This window comes from uncultured Mucilaginibacter sp., from assembly GCF_903913935.1.
Taxonomy (GTDB): Bacteria; Bacteroidota; Bacteroidia; order Sphingobacteriales; family Sphingobacteriaceae; genus Mucilaginibacter.
The window spans coordinates 1-19,125 of record NZ_CAIWNH010000599.1 but is presented as its reverse complement, the minus strand read 5'-3'; the positions used below and the strand labels follow the sequence as shown (position 1 = coordinate 19,125).

The window sequence follows — 19,125 nt, the reverse complement described above, 5'->3', positions numbered from 1 at the left end:
TGCTGTTTTATTCTTTCTATATTCATGATCCGGATCTCCTTGTGACAACCCTAATCAGTACGACACACCGTGTGCAAAAGTGGAACACCTCACCGATCCGAGTGGCCGAAGATCCTGTCAGTATCTAAAAATTCGATATTCAGTTTTATAGCGATTTGTTGCAGGTATGTTCCGGGTTGAGATACGAAACACATTTTTTATAAACAGACATGTATAGCTTTTATATCGTAATAATAATTAACAACCATTTGCTGAATGTAATGCCCATGCTTTATTAACTAATCAATCACCATCCCCTCCACCCTTCTCATTTGGTGCAGCGGCATTTGTGCTGATTTCGGTATGCCTTATCTGGCCGCCTAAATAGCCTGTACGGGCAGCCAGCCCGAACCCTATCAAAGAGGCAAATAAGATGACCATCGAAAAAGGTCTGATCAATGATGACTGTTTAACCGTAACAAATAAACCTATTAACGAAATGCAGCCTATAACTATCAAGGCTATTAATGAAATTAAAGCGGACTCTGCATGCTCTTCGACGACATTTTTAGATACGCCCTGGATATGCTCAACCGCTTCCTCTGCGCCTTCGCCAGTTGCATAGGCTATTCCTGCGCCAATAGCCGAAATTATCAAAACATTGTATGCAGCAACTAAAGTTGCATTGCTTTTGTTCCAAATCCCGTGGATTAAAACAAAGGCACCCAATATAGATCCGAAAATCGGCAAATGGGTTATCAAAAGGTGTATGTGTGTCTCGCTCATGACTTTTTTTTCAAAGGTTGCTCAAATTCCTAACAAATTAAATGACCCGCATCAAATGACAGTCTGATTGACGTCACTAATGTATGTCAAATCCGGTATCAATTTGTTCCCAGGTCGAATCATTTGAAGATACAAATGTTGTGAGTTATGTCACGCTATTATATGATTCTCATCATCGGATTTTTAAAGATAAACACCAAGATTTGAAGAATCTATCTATAAAATCCAAAGAATTATGAAAACGCTAATACTATGGGCTTTTTTGTTAACAGTGATGTTTTCATGTAAGCCATCCGTTAAAAACCAGGGTGCCGAGTTAACAGGTAAAACCGACGACTCGATCATTCAAATTGCCCGAAAAACCTTTAAAATTTTGCCATCTGTAGCGGAAAGTAAGGATAATCCCTTAACTCCGTCAAAAGTAAAACTGGGTAAGTTATTATATTTCGATACCCGCCTTTCAATGACCGGAAAGAACAGTTGTAATTCATGCCATAACCTCGCAACTTATGGCGTTGATAATAAAGCAACGTCAACGGGAGATGCCGGTCAACAGGGCAACCGCAATTCGCCTACTGTATTCAATGCAGCATTGCACAATATGCAATTTTGGGACGGGCGGGCAAAAGATGTTGAAGAACAAGCCGGTATGCCGATCCTAAATCCGGTTGAAATGGCGATTCCGCACAAAGGCTTTTTAATTAACAGGTTAAGTACTGTTAAGTTATACCAGGATATGTTTAAAAAGGCTTTCCCAGGCGAAAAAAAACCAGTCAGCTATGCAAACCTGCAAAAGGCAATAGGCGCATTTGAACGTACGCTGCTTACACCGTCAAGATTTGACAAATACATGGCTGGAGACAAAACCGCGATTACTTCTGATGAGAAGTCGGGCCTTAAAGTCTTTTTTGACTCCGGTTGTAATAATTGTCATTTTGGGGTTGGTATTGGCGGAGGAACATTGCAAAAGTTTGGATTGGTAACCAATTACCGCACCCTTACCAGGAGTAAAATGGATGATGAAGGGCGAAAAAAGGTAACTAAAAACCCGTCAGACAAAGATGTGTTTAAAGTACCCGGGCTACGTAACGTTGCAGGCACTTATCCCTATTTTCACGATGGCAGTATAGCTAATTTGGATACGGCAGTAAAAATAATGGGTAAGGCGCAACTAAATAAAAACTTAACTGTTGCAGAGGTAAAAATGATTGTTGCTTTTTTAAATTCATTATCGGGAAATATTAATCCGGATGATAAGATAGTGCCCTTGGAACTTGTGAAAAACAGGAATTAAAAAATGCTTTTAATTCAAAAAAGAGTCTTCAGCATATTAAAAAAGTTGATAGCCCTTTTTTTAATTTAACTATATGAACTATCCCTTTCAACACCCTTACCCTATTAATAAGGAGTTTAAAAAGCCTGCGGCTTACTTTTGTTTGGAGTTTGCTATTCATCAACCACTTAAAACCTATTCGGGCGGCCTTGGTTACCTGGCGGGCTCTTTTATGCGAAGTGCATACGAACTTGGGCAGAATATTGTGGGTATCGGCATTTTATGGAAATATGGCTATTATAATCAGGGCCGTAAAGGCGATGACACGATGGAAGTGCTGTTCCAGGAAAAAGTATACCATTTCCTGGAAGAAACCGGAATTAAGTTTACCATAAAAATATCAGGGCATGATGTTTGGGTAACCGCTTTTTATTTGCAGCCCGATCTTTTTAAAACTGCCCCTTTATTTTTTCTGACAACAGATCTTCCTGAAAATGATTATCTGTCCAAAACCATCTCTCATAAACTATATGACAGTAACCCTGAAACCAGGGCCGCCGCAGCTATTTTACTGGGAGAAGGCGGGGCACGGTTATTGGAGCAGATCAGCTATCAGCCCGACGTTTATCATTTAAATGAATCGCATGCGTTACCACTGGCTTTTTATCTGTACAGAAAATACCGGTCAGTAAGGGAAGTCAAAAAAAGGTTTGTTTTCACTAACCACACGCCGGAAGCTGGCGGAAATCAAAAATCAGATATTTATCTTCTCCAAAGGATGGGTTTTTGGGGTGATATGCCGATAGAGGAGTTTAGAAAAATTACACAATGCTACGATGATAATTTAGACCAAACATTAACGGCGCTGCGGTTTGCAGGAAAAGCGAATGCTGTTTCTAAAATTCACTTAAGCACACTCGAAGATATGTGGAAGGGTTATACCGGGATCTGCCCGCTCATTTCTGTTACCAATGCACAAAATTATGCCTACTGGGCCGACAAGGAAATGTATGTTGCCCTAACAAGTAATGCCGATAAAGCACTTATCGCAAGAAAAAAAGAATGTAAGGCGACGCTTTTTGAAGAAGTGGCGGACCAATGCGGCGTAATTTTAGATCCTGATGTTCTCACGATTGTTTTTGCAAAGCGATTTGCGGGGTATAAAAGAGCGGAACTGTTGTTACATGATATGGATCGTTTGCACAGGCTGCTGAGCAGTAAGGAAACGCCGATCCAGGTGATTTGGGCCGGCAAGCCTTATCCATTGGATTATGAGGCCATCTCCAGTTTCGACAAAATCGTGAACTTGTGTAAATCTTATCCCAATTGTGCGATCCTGGTTGGATATGAGTTAAGACTATCAAGACTGCTTAAGCAGGGGGCCGATGTATGGTTGAATACTCCGCGCCTTACCCGCGAGGCTTCAGGAACAAGCGGGATGTCGGCTGCCATGAATGGCTGTGTCAATGTATCTATCCCGGATGGATGGGTTCCTGAATTTGCCAGGGATGGCATCAACAGTTTTATTATTCCTAATACTGAAGTTACGGAGCATAAATTCCAACAGGATGAAACAGATGCCCACAACCTGTACAATTTGTTGGAGGATACCGTAATACCATTATATTATTTGCACCCCGAAGCCTGGTTATCGGTCATCAAAAATAGCATGCACGATATTTTACCAAATTTCGACAGCAACAGGATGGCTAAAGAATATTACGACCATTTGTATAACATTTCAGAAAGCGATAGTACGCCAAACCCTGGCAATTAAGTATTAGCCTATCCCGGTTGGACTTATAAAGCTATCAGCTTTTCGAGATACATCAAAATGCTGATAACACTGCTGCTTTCATTAACTACATTTTGATTTTAGCACCCAATATAACCCTTTAACGTCGGTCGTCCAAAGGGGTAATATCCATACCAGGATAATCTCCTCTACAAGATCTAATATCGTGGCGATGGCAGTCAAATAAAACAGCAAATATAATGGTGCAGGCAGAAAGAAAAAGGAAATAAAGAAAAGGCCCTGAAAGACAGCAGCAATTTTTGCAAGCCAGGTGTGAAACCCTGTTATTTTTCCGTACCGGGCCAATGCAAATATGACCTGAAAAATATAAAGCAAGATTAATATCACAACTAGAATAATTTCATGGATCAGAAAGCCCTTGTTGAATACAAAAATCCCAATAATGGCCACGCCTACGGTCAGGTCGTCTGCTATCGAATCAAGTGAAGCCCCGAATTTACTGATCACCTTATAAGCCCGGGCCAGGTAACCGTCAATTGCGTCCGTAAAAAAACTGATAACAAGCATCCATTTAAACAGTCCGAAATCATGATTGATAACCAATAAAATCATTACAAACGCCGCTATCAACCGATAAAACGTTATTGCATTTACGATATAATAACCTGGCTTATGCATAACCTAACAAAATTAAATAGCAAAAAGCAAACGGGGCCGAGCCTAATAGCGAATCAAAACGATCCAGCATCCCTCCGTGCCCGGGCAAAATAGATCCTGAGTCTTTCAGGTTAAGGCTTCTTTTCATCATTGATTTCACAAGGTCGCCAAATGTTCCTGTTACAATAACAATCGTTGCTAATAGAATCCATTCACCTGTATTAAGTGATGTTAAAAATAATGAACCCAGGAACACTGTAATGAATGCAAAAATCGCCCCGCCTATACTCCCCTCCCAGGTCTTGTTAGGCGATATCCGGTAAAACAGCTTGTGCCTGCCAATTGTTTTTCCGATAAGGTAAGCACCGGTATCATTTGCCCACAATACGAAAAAATATCCCAAGGGAATTTGGTAGCTATAGGTATGACGTAAAAGTGGTAAAAACGCAATGCCTATAAAAAAGCACATCGGAACGGTTATATAAATTATCCCCAAAAGGGTAAAGCCTATGTCGTGAAAAGGATGGCCCGACAGCATAAATAATTTTATAAAAAAAATTCCAAATATCAGTGGAATATTAATTAACAGGATCTCCCAGTCGTTGTTGCCGTTTATTACCAGGGCAACAGTACTCAACACAACTGTAGACAAAACCGCGCCCGCCAGTTTAACCGGCGATATATCCTGATTGTCAAACAAATTGTAAAACTCATACAAGGTGAGCAGATTAATTGTTAAAATCAGTAAAATAAAACAATAGCGGCCTCCAATAATTGCCCCGGCAATTACTAATACCAATATAATACCTGTTAATGCCCGCTTAGTCAAATTGTTCATGGTAATTAACTAATTCAAAAAACAACCCTTAATTTAATTAATTCTGTAAAATCATTCTTAATTAAAATGAATAATCATTTGGTTGAATTATTGCAAAATGTCTATATTTTTTTAGTTTATATATGATGACGAACAATTCTATTTGTGACCTTACTTATATTTTGATTCCTGACAATTGGCGAGATTTGAGACATTTTTAAAATTGTTTAATGTTGGTTTCAAATATTGCGATCTGAAAAATACGGTAATGAATTTCAGTAAACACAAATCCCTGCACCTCATATCTGAATAAATATGGATTCCATTACTCACCTTGCCATCGGAGCCTGCATGGGCGAAGCATTTGCCGGAAGGAGGCTGGGTAAAAAGGCAATGCTTTGGGGAGCAATAGCGCATAGCATCCCTGACATTGATTTTATGTCGTCATTTTGGATGACTACCCCTTCTGCGTTGCTTGCACACAGGGGCTTTACCCATTCATTTGTGTTTTGCGTAATTGCAGGAGCATTATTTGCATTGCTCGCAGGGATGTGGCACAAGCAAAATAATATCACGTTTTGGAAATGGACCCTGGGTTTCACAATGGTGATTTTTTTGCATGTATTTATTGATGCTTTTAATAATTATGGCGTGGGTTGGTTTGAGCCATTCAGCCACAGCCGGATCACATTCAACGCTATCTATGTGGCCGATCCATTGTTCTCAATATGGCCGGGTATTGCCTGTATTGCGCTGATATTTTTAAGGGTTAGTACACAGCATCGGAAAAAATGGTGGCAAATTGGGCTCGGACTGAGTGGATTATACCTGGCATATTGCTTGGTTAATAAGAACCAGGTTAATACAGAAGTGAAAAATATACTGCAAAAACAACATATCAGTTATACCAGGTATTTTACGACACCCGCACCGGTGCAAAATTTGCTTTGGTTTGTTGTGGCCGGCGATAACAACGGGTATTATGTTGGCTTTCACTCATTGTTGGACAGTAGAAAAACAATAGATTTTCAATACTTCCCGCGCAACGACTCCTTGCTAAATCCAGTACGTGACCACCGGGATGTTCAGCAACTGATCCGATTCTCTAACCAGTTTTATACAATAGAAAAATGGCGCGATAGTTTGGTATTCAACGACCTGCGGTTCGGCCAGGTAATGGGGTGGGAAAACCCAAAAGGCAAATTCGTATTTCATTATTTTCTACAATACCCTGAATCTAATAAAATGGTTGTTCAGCGGGGCAGGTTAGAAGGATGGAACTTGCGAAGCGTCCAATCTTTTTGGAAAAGGATCAAAGGAAATTAAAATTGGCGACTAAATAAAGCCTTAATAATCTATCCGGACATGGTAAATGCTCATCAGCATTCGCTTGAATATGGTTTTGATGGTTTCAATATCTTTTAGGGTGATATTACTATCTTTCAACTGGTTTTGATCGAGTTTGTATTTTACAATACGGTCGACCAGGTCGCTGATGGATTTTTCATCAGGCTCTTTTAATGAGCGGGAGGCCGCTTCAACCGAGTCGGCGAGCATTAAAACGCCGCCCTCTTTCGAAAAAGGGATAGGCCCGGGATACCTGAAAGTATTTTCGTCAATGAACTTTTCAGGAAAATTCTTTAAGAACGACTGGTAAAAATAATCCACCCGGGTATCGCCGTGATGGGTACGGATAAAATCTATAACAATTTCAGGGAGGTTGGCCCTGCGGGCCATCTCGATGCCTTTACGCACATGGCCTATGATGATCTGCGCACTTTCCTGGTATTGCAGTTTATCGTGGGGGTTAAAACCCGAGCTTTGGTTCTCAATAAAATAAAGCGGGTTCTCCATTTTCCCTATATCATGATACAAAGCCCCCGCCCTAACAAGCAAGGCATTACCGCCTATGGTATAAATAGCATTTTCGGCAAGGTTGGCTACCTGTAACGAATGCTGAAAGGTACCCGGTGCCGAAAAAGCCATCTCTCGCAATAATGGTGCGTTGGTATTGGTTAGTTCGATCAGGGTGATATCCGAAGTGATCGCAAATACTTTTTCGAAAATATAAATAAGCGGATAAGCCAGCAGGGTAAGCAGTACGCTAACCACAAACGGCAGGAAATTCATCCAGTCGATGCTTCTTAAATTACCTTCGCGGATAAGCGAGATCCCGATAAAAGCCAAAAAGTAAGTAAAAGTGATGATCAGTGCCGAAATAAGGAATTGTTCGCGCCGGATAAGGTTTTTGATGCTGTAGATGGAAACCATGCCGGCGGTCAACTCAAAATAGGCAAATTCAAAGCTGTTAGGCACAAAAAAGCCGGCTATCAGTACTACCAGCAAATGAATGTTTAAAGCCAGGCGCGTATCAAACAGAATGCGGATAATAATTGGCACGATACAATACGGGATATAGTACAAATTGGGCAATTCAAATTTTATAGCTGCAGATAAGGTCACCAGCATAGCGGTAACCACCAGTAATATTAAACTTACCAGGCGGTTATCCTCATAAATATCTTTTCGGAAAAGGTATAAAAACACCATTAACAAGGTAATGGCAATGGCGACCAGCAACACCTGTCCAAGTAATACCAGCCGCGGGTCGCCGTCTATCCTGGCATTGTCCTCGAATGCTTTTTTGTATGACTGTAATTTCTGATAGGCCTCATCATTTACCACAGAACCTTTCGCAATAATCACATCCCCTTTCTGAACCATACCACGGGTGGTTGAAAGGCCGTTAACAGCTTCTTTCTCCAGCCGGGAGGTCAATTTATTATCAAAAGTTAAATTCGGCTGTATCCTGTTACTTAAAAGATCGATCAAAAAAGCTTTATCCAGGTATTTTTTCTGACCAAGGATTTTATCACAATAGGCCAATGCGGATTCTTTGGTGAACAGATCGGCCGTGTTTTTGTCACCAGCAATATTTTTATCAAGAATTGTTACCGGGTAATTTTCCGAATTCTGTTGGTACTTTGGGTCCGGACTATAGATGCCTTTATCATAAATCAACTTCAATAATTCATCTCCGGCTGACTGATATTCATCTTTTTGCCTTGCTTTCAAACCTGAGGTATGCCATTTAACAGATAGGTCGGCGTTGAACCCTTCCAGTTCGCGGTCGCCCATTTCATCATCCAGCTGATAAACGGGGGTAACACTGGAAAGTGCTGATTTTTCGTCACTCTGAATCTCCTGGGGCGTTTTTAATATGGCAAAATTATAAGGCGAGATAAGTTCCTTTTGGTTCCAGATCCTTCCTTTTTCAATATCATAACTAAATTTCGCCTGCTTGGGAAGCGTAATAACAATTACGCCAATACTAACCAGCATCATTAAAAACTTAACATTACGGGAGTATTTGCGAAGGACTGCCTTTTGGCGTGATGAAGATAGTTTTGCCATCGATGTATTTAACCCGTCAAAAATAAGATATTTTTAGCTAAAGTATTTTTTTATTGCTTTTGTAAATAAAATTAAGATATCTTTATGATATCATTTTAAAATCAATTATCATGGACGCTGAAAAAACAATCCACCCACCTTCCGGCTATGCCGCGTTTGCATTATTCCTGATATTACTGGCAGTCACTATAGCTGCACTTGCTTTTGAACAAATTGCTGTTGGCGTTATTTGCGGCACTATTGATTTTGTGCTCGTACTGCCCGGCTTGGTTATCGTAAACCCAAATGAATCAAAAGTATTAACGCTTTTTGGTAAATATGTTGGTACAGTTAAGCAGGACGGCTTTTTTTGGGTGAACCCTTTTACTGTAAAAAAGAAAATATCATTGCGTGCGTTTAACTTAAACGGCCAGCAACTTAAGGTAAATGATAAAGTTGGTAACCCGATTGAAATTGCGGCCGTTATTGTATGGCAGATAAAAGACACTGCCAACGCGGTTTTCGCGGTTGAGAATTATTTACAATACGTAAACATCCAGAGCGAAGCGGCTGTAAGGCACCTGGCCAATTCGTTCCCTTATGATAACATCGAAGACGAAAATGCTACGATTACCCTGCGTGGCGGAGCTGAACAGGTGAGTGTTTTACTGGAAAAAGAACTCAATGAACGCCTTGACCGTGCCGGGATAGAAGTTTTGGAGGCCCGGATCTCACACCTGGCCTATGCGCCTGAGATTGCGCACACCATGCTGCAAAGGCAGCAGGCTTCAGCCATTATTTCTGCCCGGAGGTTGATCGTTGAAGGAGCAGTTGGCATGGTTGAAATGGCTTTGGCCCGCCTGTCTGAAAAAAATATTGTTAATTTGGACGAGGAGCGCAAAGCAGCTATGGTTAGCAACCTGCTGGTTGTTTTATGCGGCGACAGAAGTGTAAACCCAGTTGTTAATACCGGCACCTTATATCATTAATTTATGTACAGTGTGCTTGATACAAAAGCTGTAAATGAGTTTTCCCTGATAAGGCACGGCTTGTTCAATCCCGAGTATGAATTAACCGATGGTGTTAATATTTACGGAAAAATGAGCTATCACTGGTTTTCGCAACTCGGAACGGTGGTTGAATCGGGCAGAGGCACGTGGATTTTCCAACGGGAAAAGATCTTTGTCCGCACAATTGTGATCACGGATATAGAGGGCCGCACTATTGGCTATGTAACGCGGGGCTGGTTTAGTCGTAAATCAACCCTAAGCCTTGATACAGGTTTCCAGGCTGATTTTTATACTCACTCTATTTTTTCGCGCGAAAATATTTGGGAATCGTCAACTAACGGCAAAATAATTCAGATAACAAGTTCCCTTTTCAGTACGAGGAACGACGTCCTGATCACTCCGGGCACAACGTCTGCCAACCTGATCCCTTTATTGATATTTTTAGGTAAGCATTTAATTATTTTGAGAAGGCGAAGAAAGTCGCGACATTAAATATGGCCGAAAAAAAAGCATTTATATTACGCATCAATCCGGACGTTTTAAAGGAGATCGAAACCTGGGCAGGAGATGAATTCAGGAGCACCAATGGCCAGATAGAATACCTGCTGCAACAAGCTTTGATTGCCCGGAAGAAAAGCAAAAGCAAGAAAAAAGATTCGTAGAGACGCAATACTTTGCGTCTCATTTGGCAAATTCAGCAAAAACATAGACGCAAAGTATTGCGTCTCTACGTGTATCCATTGCATAAAAAAACTAACTTTGCCTTTCCAATTTAACATCATATATGAGAGACGTAGTTATCGTTGCTGCCACCCGTACCCCTATCGGTAGTTTTGGCGGCAGTTTGGCCGGTTTGTCTGCGCCACAATTAGGCGCTATTGTTATAAAATCGGCAGTAGAAAAAGCCGGCTTAAAACCCGAACAAATACAAGAGGTTTACATGGGCAATGTATTGTCTGCCAATATTGGCCAGGCGCCAGCAACACAGGCAGCTGTATTTGCCGGACTTCCTTATTTACCTGCAACAACTATCAATAAAGTGTGTGCTTCCGGCATGAAAGCTATAATGCTGGGTGCGCAAAGTATTTCGCTTGGACAAAATGATATTGTAATTGCTGGCGGGATGGAAAGCATGAGCAATGTGCCCTACTATCTGGATAAAGCCCGCAACGGATATCGTCTGGGTAACGGCCAGCTTACCGATGGGCTGATAAAAGACGGCCTTTGGGATGTTTATAATGATTACCACATGGGTTCGGCGGCGGAACTTTGCGCTGCGGACTGTAATGTTAGCCGCGAAGACCAGGACGCCTTTGCCATTGAATCGTACAAAAGAGCACAGGCTTCACAAAAAGAGGGCAAGTTTAAGGAGGAGATCACTCCTGTCGAACTAAAAGATAAAAAAGGCGGGGTAACTTTATTTGCCGATGATGAAGAGCCCGCAGCCGTTAAGTTTGAAAAGATCCCCTTATTAAAACCCGTTTTTAAAAAGGATGGTACGGTGACTGCTGCGAATGCCTCGACCCTCAATGACGGTGCCGTGGCGCTGGTATTAATGAGTGCCGAAAAAGCAGCAGAGTTGGGTATAAAACCAATGGCAAAAATTGTTTCGTATGCCGATGCCCAGCAGGCGCCTGAATGGTTTACCACCGCTCCTTCAAGATCGATTCCATTAGCGCTGCAACGTGCGGGTTTATCATCAGGCCAAATCGACTATTTCGAGATCAATGAAGCATTTTCGGTAGTTTCCATCGCTAATAACAGGCTGCTTGAACTTGATCCGGCAAGGGTAAATGTGAACGGCGGCGCGGTTGCGCTGGGTCATCCGCTGGGCGCATCCGGAGCCAGGATCATCGTAACTTTAATACATGTGTTGCTACAAAATAACGGAAAATTCGGCGCGGCAGGAATTTGTAACGGCGGCGGCGGCGCCAGTGCAATGGTTATTGAAAATTTGCGTTAATTAGAGCAATGAAAAAAATATTTATCCCCCTTTTATTATTAGCGGCAATACCCTCTTTGATTTTTGCACAGCATTCTGACGAGACCATTAATTTAAAACATTTAAGGGCATATGAAGACACGTTGATCACCCTGGGCAAGCATTTCGTAAACGACACAGAGGAAATGGACCGCCGAAATGCCAACTATACTTTCATCAAAACGATGGTTAACGCGCTAAAGGTTCCCAATTCCTTTCTTTATCCTTTTGATTCTGTAAAAACGGTCAGCATTATCAACTCACCCGATAATCGGTTCCGCATCATCAGCTGGCCGGTAGAAGCTGCCGATGGCAGTTACCGCTTTTATGGAACGATCCAGGTAAATACGGGCGGTAAATTATTGATGTATCCTTTAAATGACGCCACCCCTGACCTTAAAAACCCTGAGGATTCTGTCACTGATAACCGCAGATGGTTCGGGGCGGAGTATTACCGGATCATCCCTGTTTATACACCAAAACTCTATTATGTTTTGCTTGGTTGGAAAGGAAATAATGTAAAATCAACAAAACGGGTGATCGAGGTTTTATCGTTTAACGATCAGAAGCCTGTTTTGGGTATGGCCGTTTTTGAGGGGAATGGAAAAACCCGCAAAAGAATAGTTTTTGAATACACCCGGCAGGCATCATTGTTGTTGCGATATGTGCCTGAACAAAACCTCATTGTTTTCGACCACCTTGCTCCCCCGGACCCTAAAATGAAAGACCAGCACGACAGCTATGGCCCCGATATGACATACGACGGCTATAAGGAAAAGAATGGCCGTTGGGTTTATGTTGATAACCTTGATATGAGAAATGTGCCCAGCGCGCATGACGCTGAATATAACGATCCAAAAAAACAAGCTGAAATAGATAAAGCGACACCACAAAAGAAGGATTAAGGCAAAATTAAACGCTACGAATCTGGCCATTTCAATGTTTTAACTTCCAACAATTTAGCATCCCAATTACACACTGGCTATGGTAATAAATGCCAAATATTTGCGACTATTACAAAAGCATATCGGAATTTAATTTTGATTTACAGGAATTGTAGTATTTTAGTCAAATTATTTAACTGACCCCAATTTATGTCTGAAACAACTTTGGCAGCTGACGCTGTCCCAAAAAAATCCAGGTTTCCCAAAGCTGTCCCCTTTATTATTGGTAACGAAGCTGCTGAGCGTTTCAGCTTTTACGGGATGCGCTCTATACTCACGCTTTTTTTGGTAAAACAGTTTTTTAACCCTACGGGTGCTGCAGCTTTATCCCAGCAGGCCGATGCACACGCGAATAAGCTAAATCACCTTTTTGTAATGGTGGCTTATGCACTGCCGTTTGTAGGCGGCATGGTCGCCGATTGGTTTACCGGCAAATACAAGCTCATATTATATATCTCGATGGTATATTGCCTGGGGCATCTTTTATTATCAATGTTCGATGCCAGCCTCGGTGGTTTTGAAATCGGTATGCTGGTAGTTGCTATTGGCGCCGGTGGTATAAAATCCTGCGTTTCAGCCAATGTGGGCGACCAGTTTGATGCCAGCAACCAGGATCTGCTTTCGAAAATTTACGGCTGGTTCTATTTTAGCATCAACGCGGGCTCTATGCTTTCAACTGTTGCTATCCCCTGGACATATGACCACTTTGGGCCAAAATGGGCTTTTGGTGTTCCGGGCATATTAATGGCGCTTGCTACCCTGATATTTTTTATGGGCCGCAAGCGATATGTAAAAGTTCCACCACAAGGCGTTAACCGTAATAACCTGGTATTTATCACATTTTATGCATTAACCCACATGGGCCAGCGCAAACCGGGAGAATCCCTACTTGATGTTGCTAAGGGCCCGTTCGATCCTGAAAAAGTAGAAGGCATGAAAGCGGTTTACCGCGTCATGGCAGTTTTCTTTTTCGCCCTGGCGTTCTGGGCTGTTTGGGACCAATGTCTCTCAGAATGGACACTTTATGCCGCCAAGTCGGACCTTAATATTAACCTTGGCTTTACTTCATTCGCAATTGATCCTGGTCAAGTATCAACAGTTAATACTATTTTCCTGATGATATTTATAGTCTTTTTTAATTATGGAGTATATCCGTTTTTTGATAAAATAGGGTTGAAAACCACGCCGCTTCGCAGACTTGGCGCCGGTTTGATTTTAACTGCTCTATCGTTCGTAGTGATCGCCTTTACACACAATAGTATCGAGCATGGCGGCGTACCGTCAATTTGGTGGCAGATATTGGCTTTTATGATTCTTTCGGCGGCGGAGGTTTTGGTATCAATTACCGGCCTGGAATATGCTTACACACACTCACCGAAATCAATGAAAAGCACCATGACCGGGATCTGGTTCCTGGTAGTATCGTTTGGCAACTTGATTACCGCTAGTGTTAACGGGTTGATAGAAGATGGCGGTTGGTGGGCGCATAACCTTAAAGGCGCAAACTATGAGTGGTTCTTCGTGATATTTATCATGGTGTTTGTAGTGGCTTTTTTGATTATTTCGCCACGGCTGAAGGAGCGCAACTACATTACCGACCCATATGTTGAAAACCAGGTAATTGCAGACACCAACAATTTATAACTAATTCTATCGTTAACAAAAAAGCAGTTTAGTAACAATTACTTTACTGCTTTTTTATTTTAAATGCAGGTGAAAATAAATTATTTTTGCCGCCTGTTTACTCCAATTTAATATAAGTGCCGGATAGCATCGTAATTATACCCACCTACAACGAGAAAGAAAATATAGAACGGATGATCCGTAAAGTATTTTCGCTTCCTCATGATTTTCATGTACTTGTCATCGACGACGGATCGCCTGATGGCACCCAGAACATTGTTAAACAATTACAGATTGAATATACCGGGCGTCTCTTTATAGAAGAACGGGCGGGTAAACAGGGTTTGGGAACTGCATATATTCATGGGTTTAAATGGGCAATTGCCAGGCAGTACGATTATATTTTTGAGATGGATGCCGATTTTTCACACAATCCTGATGATCTTTTAAAATTGTATGAAGCCTGTATTGAAGGCGCTGATGCTGCAATAGGCTCACGCTATATCAATGGTGTTAATGTAGTTAACTGGCCCATGAGCCGCGTTTTAATGAGCTATTTTGCGTCAGTATATGTCCGTTTTATAACAGGAATTGATATACAAGACGCTACTGCCGGTTTTATGTGCTACAAACGCAGGGTTTTGGAAACTATCGATCTTGACAAGGTCAAATTTGTAGGCTATGCCTTCCAGATCGAAATGAAATATACGACCATTAAACATGGCTTTAAGCTGGTTGAAGTGCCCATCATATTTACCGACCGCACTCTAGGTACCTCAAAAATGTCGACAAGTATTTTCAGGGAAGCTTTTTTTGGGGTGATCCAGATGAGGATAAATGCGATTTTCAGGAAATATCCCGAAGGATAGTGATTAATGCGGATTGCGGAAGTTCAATTGCGGAATAAAATCCGACTTGTCATAACACTATCCTTTCTAAATAGATTATTCCGCATTCGGCGTTCCGAATTCCGAAATAAAAAAATTAATTTCGTTGGCAATGAATGAGCACCTTGATCCCGACCGTGAACGCCTCTCTCCTGCTGAACGTGATATTGAAAAAGTTTTGCGTCCGCAGGCTTTTGAGGATTTTACCGGTCAGCATAAAATATTAGCCAACTTAAAAATATTTGTACAGGCGGCCCGCCAGCGTGGCGAAGCGCTCGACCATGTGCTGCTTCACGGCCCTCCCGGGTTAGGTAAAACAACCTTGTCCTATATCATCGCAAACGAAATGGGTGTGGGTATTAAAATCACTTCGGGCCCGGTGCTGGATAAACCCGGTGACCTTGCCGGTTTATTAACTAACCTGGAGACGGGGGACATATTATTTATTGACGAGATCCACCGCTTAAGCCCCCTGGTCGAAGAATACCTGTACTCCGCAATGGAGGATTTCAAGATAGATATTATGCTGGAGAGCGGCCCAAATGCCCGATCGGTACAAATTTCGCTTAACCCGTTTACTTTGGTTGGTGCTACAACACGATCGGGCTTATTGACGGCACCATTGCGCGCCAGATTCGGTATCAATTCACGACTGGAATACTATGATGCCAAATTGTTAACAACCATAGTACTTCGCTCCTCATCTATTTTAAAAACTCCCATAACGGATGAAGGCGCTTACGAAATAGCCCGCCGTAGCCGTGGTACCCCGCGTATTGCCAACGCCCTATTGCGCCGTACCCGCGATTTCGCCCAGATAAAAGGCGATGGCAATATCGATACGGCCATTGCCAAATACGCCCTGAATGCTTTGAATGTTGATGAGCATGGACTGGACGAAATGGATAATAAAATCCTAAGCACTATAATTGATAAATTTAAGGGCGGTCCGGTAGGCCTGAAAACAATTGCCACTGCTGTTGGCGAAGACGAAGGGACTATCGAGGAGGTTTACGAGCCATTTTTAATACAGGAAGGCTTTTTGATGCGCACAGCCCGTGGTCGTGAAGTGACTGAATTAGCCTACAAACATTTAGGAAAAATTAAGCTGGGCGGCAATCCCTCGTTATTTTAACTGTGTGACAGCCATCACGGAATGGCATAAATTCAATATCTATATTTTATTATTCAATGAAAAATTTACTAATGTTCGCTGTTTTATTCATTTCAATCAAAGCATTTTCACAACAAACAAAACATACGCCTGATCCTGTCGACATGGTAAACCCATTAATGGGCAGCGACTCCAAATACGACCTTTCAAATGGCAACACCTACCCTGCCATTGCATTACCCTGGGGTATGAACACCTGGACTGCGCAAACCGGCAAAATGGGTGATGGCTGGCAATATACCTACGGAGCTAACAAAATAAACGGCTTTAAACAAACCCACCAGCCATCACCGTGGATGAATGATTACGGACAGTTTGCCATTATGCCGGTGACCGGGCATTTAAAAGTTACGCAAAATGGTCGCACAAGCTGGTTCTCGCATAAAGCAGAAACGGTTAAACCCTATTATTACAGCGTTTACCTTGCCGACCATGATATTACAACTGAAATCACCCCAACTGATCGTACCGCGCAATTCAGGTTTACTTTCCCTAAGAGTGATAGTTCGTACATAATTGTTGACGCCTTTGACCGTGGCTCTTTTGTGAAGATAATCCCGGGTGAAAACAAGATCATTGGTTACTCCACCAAATTTGCCAGTGGCCCGTTAAAAAACTTTAAGGACTACTTTGTTATTTATGCGGATAAGCCCATTACCATCGCCCAAACGTACAGTGATAGTGCTTTAACCGATTCATTATCGCTGCATGCGAAACATGCCCTGGCGGTAATTGGTTTTAAAACTGTAAAGGGCGAACAGGTACATTTAAGAGTGGCATCTTCGTTTATCAGTATTGAGCAGGCGGAGCTTAATTTAAAAAGAGAACAAGGCAACGATAGCTTCAGTATTACCGAGCAAAAAGCTAAAGACGTATGGAGTAAAACATTAAACCATGTGGCAATTGAAGGCGGGACGGTTGACCAGCAGCGTACATTTTATTCATGCCTGTATCGCATGGTGTTTTTTCCCAATAAATTATATGAATTTGACGCAAATAACAATATGGTGCATTACAGCCCGTATACCGGCACTACAATGCCGGGCTATATGTTTGGTGGTACAGGTTTCTGGGACACTTTCCGGGGTCTCTATCCATTCTTAAACCTGGTTTACCCGGGTATTGTTAAGGAGATGCAGGAAGGCCTCGTAAACGACTACAAGGAAGGCGGCTGGTTGCCTGAATGGTCGAGCCCCGGATACTCGGATGTGATGATCGGCAATAACTCCGCATCAATTGTGGCAGAAGCTTACCTGAAAGGCGGACGTGGTTATGATATTGAAACGCTTTACCAGGCTTTGATCCATGGCGCAAATAATGAGGGCCCACGCGGCACCGGCCGTAAAGGCGTTGAGTATTACAATAAGCTGGGGTATGTGCCCTATGATGTAAAGATCAACGAAAATGCTGCCCGCACCTTGGAATATGCTTACGATGATTTCGCCATTTACCAGCTGGGGAAAGCGTTGCATAAACCCGAATCAGAAATCGGTATCTATAAAAAACGGAGCATGAATTACCGCAACCTGTTTGACCCAACAACAGGTTTAATGCGAGGTAAAAACCAGGATGGCAGCTTTGAAACACCATTTAGCCCTTTTAAATGGGGCGATGCTTTTACAGAGGGTAATAGCTGGCATTATACCTGGGGAGTTTTTCATGATATGCAAGGTTTAGTCAATTTGATGGGCGGTAAAAAACAATTTGTGGCGAAGCTGGATTCTGTTTTTACCCTTCCGCCAATATTTGATGACAGCTATTATGGCGAAGTAATTCATGAGATCCGCGAAATGCAAATTGTAAATATGGGGCAGTATGCACATGGCAACCAACCTATACAACACATGCTTTATTTGTACGATTACGCCGGACAACCGTGGAAAACGCAATACCATGTTCGTGACGTAATGAACAAACTATATTTTGCTACCCCTGATGGCTATTGCGGCGACGAAGATAACGGTCAAACTTCTGCATGGTATGTTTTTTCGGCATTGGGATTCTATTCCGTATGCCCTGCAAGTGACCAGTATGCATTAGGTGCCCCTTTGTTTAAAAAAATTACAGTGAACCTTGAGAACGGCAAAAAAGTGATCATAAACGCCCCTAATAACAGCGACAGTAATTTCTATATAAAAAGCATGAGCGTAAATGGCAAACCGTATGATTTAAACTGGTTGAGCCATAAAATGCTGCTGAATGGCGCCAATATCATCTTTGATATGTCATCAAATCCAAACAAATTACGCGGGAGCAAAGATGCTGATTCACCATATTCATTATCAAACGAAAAATAGAATGAAAACATTTCTTTCAGTTTTATTACTGGTTTTAGCGGGCTTTACGGCTTCAGCGCAGGGGCCCATCCGGGTATGTGTAGCCGGTTTAAACCATGACCACGCGCATGGCATTTTGAGCCGGTATAAAGACGGCACGGTTGATATTGTAGGCATTGCCGAACCCAATAAAGAGTTATGGGTAAAATATGGCAAACGCTATCACCTACCGGATTCACTGTTTTTCACAGACCTTAAACAAATGTTGCTGCTTAAAAAGCCGGATGCCGTTTTGGGATATAATGCAGTAGGCAATCACGTTGATGTGGTTGAAATATGCGCCCCACTGCACATCCCGGTGATGGTTGAAAAACCTCTGGCGGCTACATTAGCGCAGGCAAAACGGATAGAAGCGCTGGCAAATCAATATAAAATAAGGGTACTTGTTAATTACGAGACTACCTGGTACGCTTCAAACCTGGCTAACTACAATACGATTGCGGCAGACAGCATAGGCAAGATCAGGAAAATGGTGGTACACGACGGGCACCAGGGGCCAATAGAAATTG

The 19,125-nt window shown here is 42.2% G+C and carries 17 protein-coding genes; 13 read left to right on the top strand and 4 right to left on the bottom strand.

The features are described 5' to 3' along the window. Positions 1-282: 282 nt before the first annotated feature. The gene (locus QZY09_RS24535) at positions 283-765 is read right to left on the bottom strand and encodes a hypothetical protein (protein WP_295677337.1); all 483 of its coding nucleotides are present in this window, start codon (positions 763-765) and stop codon (positions 283-285) included. Between the two features lie 235 nt (positions 766-1,000). Between QZY09_RS24535 and QZY09_RS24530 the strand changes: the two genes are divergently transcribed. Next, positions 1,001-2,059 (top strand): cytochrome-c peroxidase, encoded by a 1,059-nt coding sequence (locus QZY09_RS24530; protein ID WP_295677334.1) that lies wholly within the window; start codon positions 1,001-1,003, stop codon positions 2,057-2,059. A 73-nt stretch (positions 2,060-2,132) separates the two neighbouring features. After that, complete coding sequence (glgP, locus tag QZY09_RS24525; RefSeq protein ID WP_295677332.1) at positions 2,133-3,815, top strand: alpha-glucan family phosphorylase; 1,683 nt, start codon at positions 2,133-2,135, stop codon at positions 3,813-3,815. 81 nt (positions 3,816-3,896) lie between these two features. Here the strand turns inward: glgP and QZY09_RS24520 are convergent, their stop codons facing one another. Both QZY09_RS24520 and QZY09_RS24515 read right to left on the bottom strand, forming a co-directional pair. Next, positions 3,897-4,472 (bottom strand): CDP-alcohol phosphatidyltransferase family protein, encoded by a 576-nt coding sequence (locus QZY09_RS24520; RefSeq protein WP_295677329.1) that lies wholly within the window; start codon positions 4,470-4,472, stop codon positions 3,897-3,899. Next, entirely contained in the window at positions 4,465-5,289 is an 825-nt protein-coding gene (locus tag QZY09_RS24515; protein WP_295677326.1) for a phosphatidate cytidylyltransferase, read from the bottom strand. The genes QZY09_RS24520 and QZY09_RS24515 overlap by 8 nt, the downstream gene beginning before the upstream one ends. A gap of 294 nt (positions 5,290-5,583) precedes the next feature. Between QZY09_RS24515 and QZY09_RS24510 the strand changes: the two genes are divergently transcribed. Continuing rightward, positions 5,584-6,594 carry a metal-dependent hydrolase gene (locus tag QZY09_RS24510; RefSeq protein ID WP_295677324.1) on the top strand — a complete coding sequence of 337 codons (1,011 nt, stop codon included), beginning with the start codon at positions 5,584-5,586 and terminating at the stop codon, positions 6,592-6,594. A gap of 21 nt (positions 6,595-6,615) precedes the next feature. On the opposite strand, the gene QZY09_RS24505 is transcribed toward QZY09_RS24510, so the two are convergent. Then, positions 6,616-8,682 (bottom strand): HDIG domain-containing metalloprotein, encoded by a 2,067-nt coding sequence (locus tag QZY09_RS24505; RefSeq protein WP_295677321.1) that lies wholly within the window; start codon positions 8,680-8,682, stop codon positions 6,616-6,618. A gap of 110 nt (positions 8,683-8,792) precedes the next feature. Here QZY09_RS24505 and QZY09_RS24500 point away from each other — a divergent pair, with 110 nt between their 5' ends. The 10 genes from QZY09_RS24500 to QZY09_RS24455 all read left to right on the top strand — a co-directional run. Beyond that, positions 8,793-9,650 carry an SPFH domain-containing protein gene (locus tag QZY09_RS24500; protein ID WP_295677318.1) on the top strand — a complete coding sequence of 286 codons (858 nt, stop codon included), beginning with the start codon at positions 8,793-8,795 and terminating at the stop codon, positions 9,648-9,650. 3 nt (positions 9,651-9,653) lie between these two features. Beyond that, positions 9,654-10,163 carry a hypothetical protein gene (locus tag QZY09_RS24495; protein WP_295677315.1) on the top strand — a complete coding sequence of 170 codons (510 nt, stop codon included), beginning with the start codon at positions 9,654-9,656 and terminating at the stop codon, positions 10,161-10,163. A gap of 2 nt (positions 10,164-10,165) precedes the next feature. Further along, positions 10,166-10,333, top strand: a complete 168-nt coding sequence (locus tag QZY09_RS24490; protein WP_295677312.1) for an Arc family DNA binding domain-containing protein — start codon at positions 10,166-10,168, stop codon at positions 10,331-10,333. A 122-nt stretch (positions 10,334-10,455) separates the two neighbouring features. Further along, a complete protein-coding gene (locus QZY09_RS24485) occupies positions 10,456-11,634 on the top strand; it encodes an acetyl-CoA C-acyltransferase (protein WP_295677308.1) in 1,179 nt (392 codons plus the stop codon). Between the two features lie 8 nt (positions 11,635-11,642). Then, on the top strand, positions 11,643-12,557 hold the full coding sequence (locus QZY09_RS24480) for a hypothetical protein (protein ID WP_295677306.1): 915 nt from the start codon (positions 11,643-11,645) through the stop codon (positions 12,555-12,557). 189 nt (positions 12,558-12,746) lie between these two features. After that, entirely contained in the window at positions 12,747-14,240 is a 1,494-nt protein-coding gene (locus QZY09_RS24475; protein ID WP_295677302.1) for an MFS transporter, read from the top strand. 116 nt (positions 14,241-14,356) lie between these two features. Further along, the gene (locus tag QZY09_RS24470) at positions 14,357-15,088 is read left to right on the top strand and encodes a polyprenol monophosphomannose synthase (protein ID WP_295677300.1); all 732 of its coding nucleotides are present in this window, start codon (positions 14,357-14,359) and stop codon (positions 15,086-15,088) included. Positions 15,089-15,218: 130 nt separating this feature from the next. Then, entirely contained in the window at positions 15,219-16,241 is a 1,023-nt protein-coding gene (gene ruvB, locus QZY09_RS24465; RefSeq protein ID WP_295677298.1) for a Holliday junction branch migration DNA helicase RuvB, read from the top strand. 56 nt (positions 16,242-16,297) lie between these two features. Next, positions 16,298-18,577, top strand: a complete 2,280-nt coding sequence (locus tag QZY09_RS24460) for a GH92 family glycosyl hydrolase (protein ID WP_295677296.1) — start codon at positions 16,298-16,300, stop codon at positions 18,575-18,577. A 1-nt stretch (position 18,578) separates the two neighbouring features. Further along, a partial coding sequence (locus QZY09_RS24455; RefSeq protein ID WP_295677292.1) for a Gfo/Idh/MocA family oxidoreductase occupies positions 18,579-19,125 on the top strand: 547 nt, incomplete at its 3' end.

Excerpts from the sequence above, each read along its gene's own strand:
- QZY09_RS24535 (WP_295677337.1), bottom strand. The coding sequence starts at position 765 with ATGAGCGAGACACACATACACCTTTTGATAACCCATTTGCCGATTTTC.
- QZY09_RS24530 (WP_295677334.1), top strand. The coding sequence starts at position 1,001 with ATGAAAACGCTAATACTATGGGCTTTTTTGTTAACAGTGATGTTTTCA.
- glgP (WP_295677332.1), top strand. The coding sequence starts at position 2,133 with ATGAACTATCCCTTTCAACACCCTTACCCTATTAATAAGGAGTTTAAA.
- QZY09_RS24520 (WP_295677329.1), bottom strand. The coding sequence starts at position 4,472 with ATGCATAAGCCAGGTTATTATATCGTAAATGCAATAACGTTTTATCGG.
- QZY09_RS24515 (WP_295677326.1), bottom strand. The coding sequence starts at position 5,289 with ATGAACAATTTGACTAAGCGGGCATTAACAGGTATTATATTGGTATTA.
- QZY09_RS24510 (WP_295677324.1), top strand. The coding sequence starts at position 5,584 with ATGGATTCCATTACTCACCTTGCCATCGGAGCCTGCATGGGCGAAGCA.
- QZY09_RS24505 (WP_295677321.1), bottom strand. The coding sequence starts at position 8,682 with ATGGCAAAACTATCTTCATCACGCCAAAAGGCAGTCCTTCGCAAATAC.
- QZY09_RS24500 (WP_295677318.1), top strand. The coding sequence starts at position 8,793 with ATGGACGCTGAAAAAACAATCCACCCACCTTCCGGCTATGCCGCGTTT.
- QZY09_RS24495 (WP_295677315.1), top strand. The coding sequence starts at position 9,654 with ATGTACAGTGTGCTTGATACAAAAGCTGTAAATGAGTTTTCCCTGATA.
- QZY09_RS24490 (WP_295677312.1), top strand. The coding sequence starts at position 10,166 with ATGGCCGAAAAAAAAGCATTTATATTACGCATCAATCCGGACGTTTTA.
- QZY09_RS24485 (WP_295677308.1), top strand. The coding sequence starts at position 10,456 with ATGAGAGACGTAGTTATCGTTGCTGCCACCCGTACCCCTATCGGTAGT.
- QZY09_RS24480 (WP_295677306.1), top strand. The coding sequence starts at position 11,643 with ATGAAAAAAATATTTATCCCCCTTTTATTATTAGCGGCAATACCCTCT.
- QZY09_RS24475 (WP_295677302.1), top strand. The coding sequence starts at position 12,747 with ATGTCTGAAACAACTTTGGCAGCTGACGCTGTCCCAAAAAAATCCAGG.
- ruvB (WP_295677298.1), top strand. The coding sequence starts at position 15,219 with ATGAATGAGCACCTTGATCCCGACCGTGAACGCCTCTCTCCTGCTGAA.
- QZY09_RS24460 (WP_295677296.1), top strand. The coding sequence starts at position 16,298 with ATGAAAAATTTACTAATGTTCGCTGTTTTATTCATTTCAATCAAAGCA.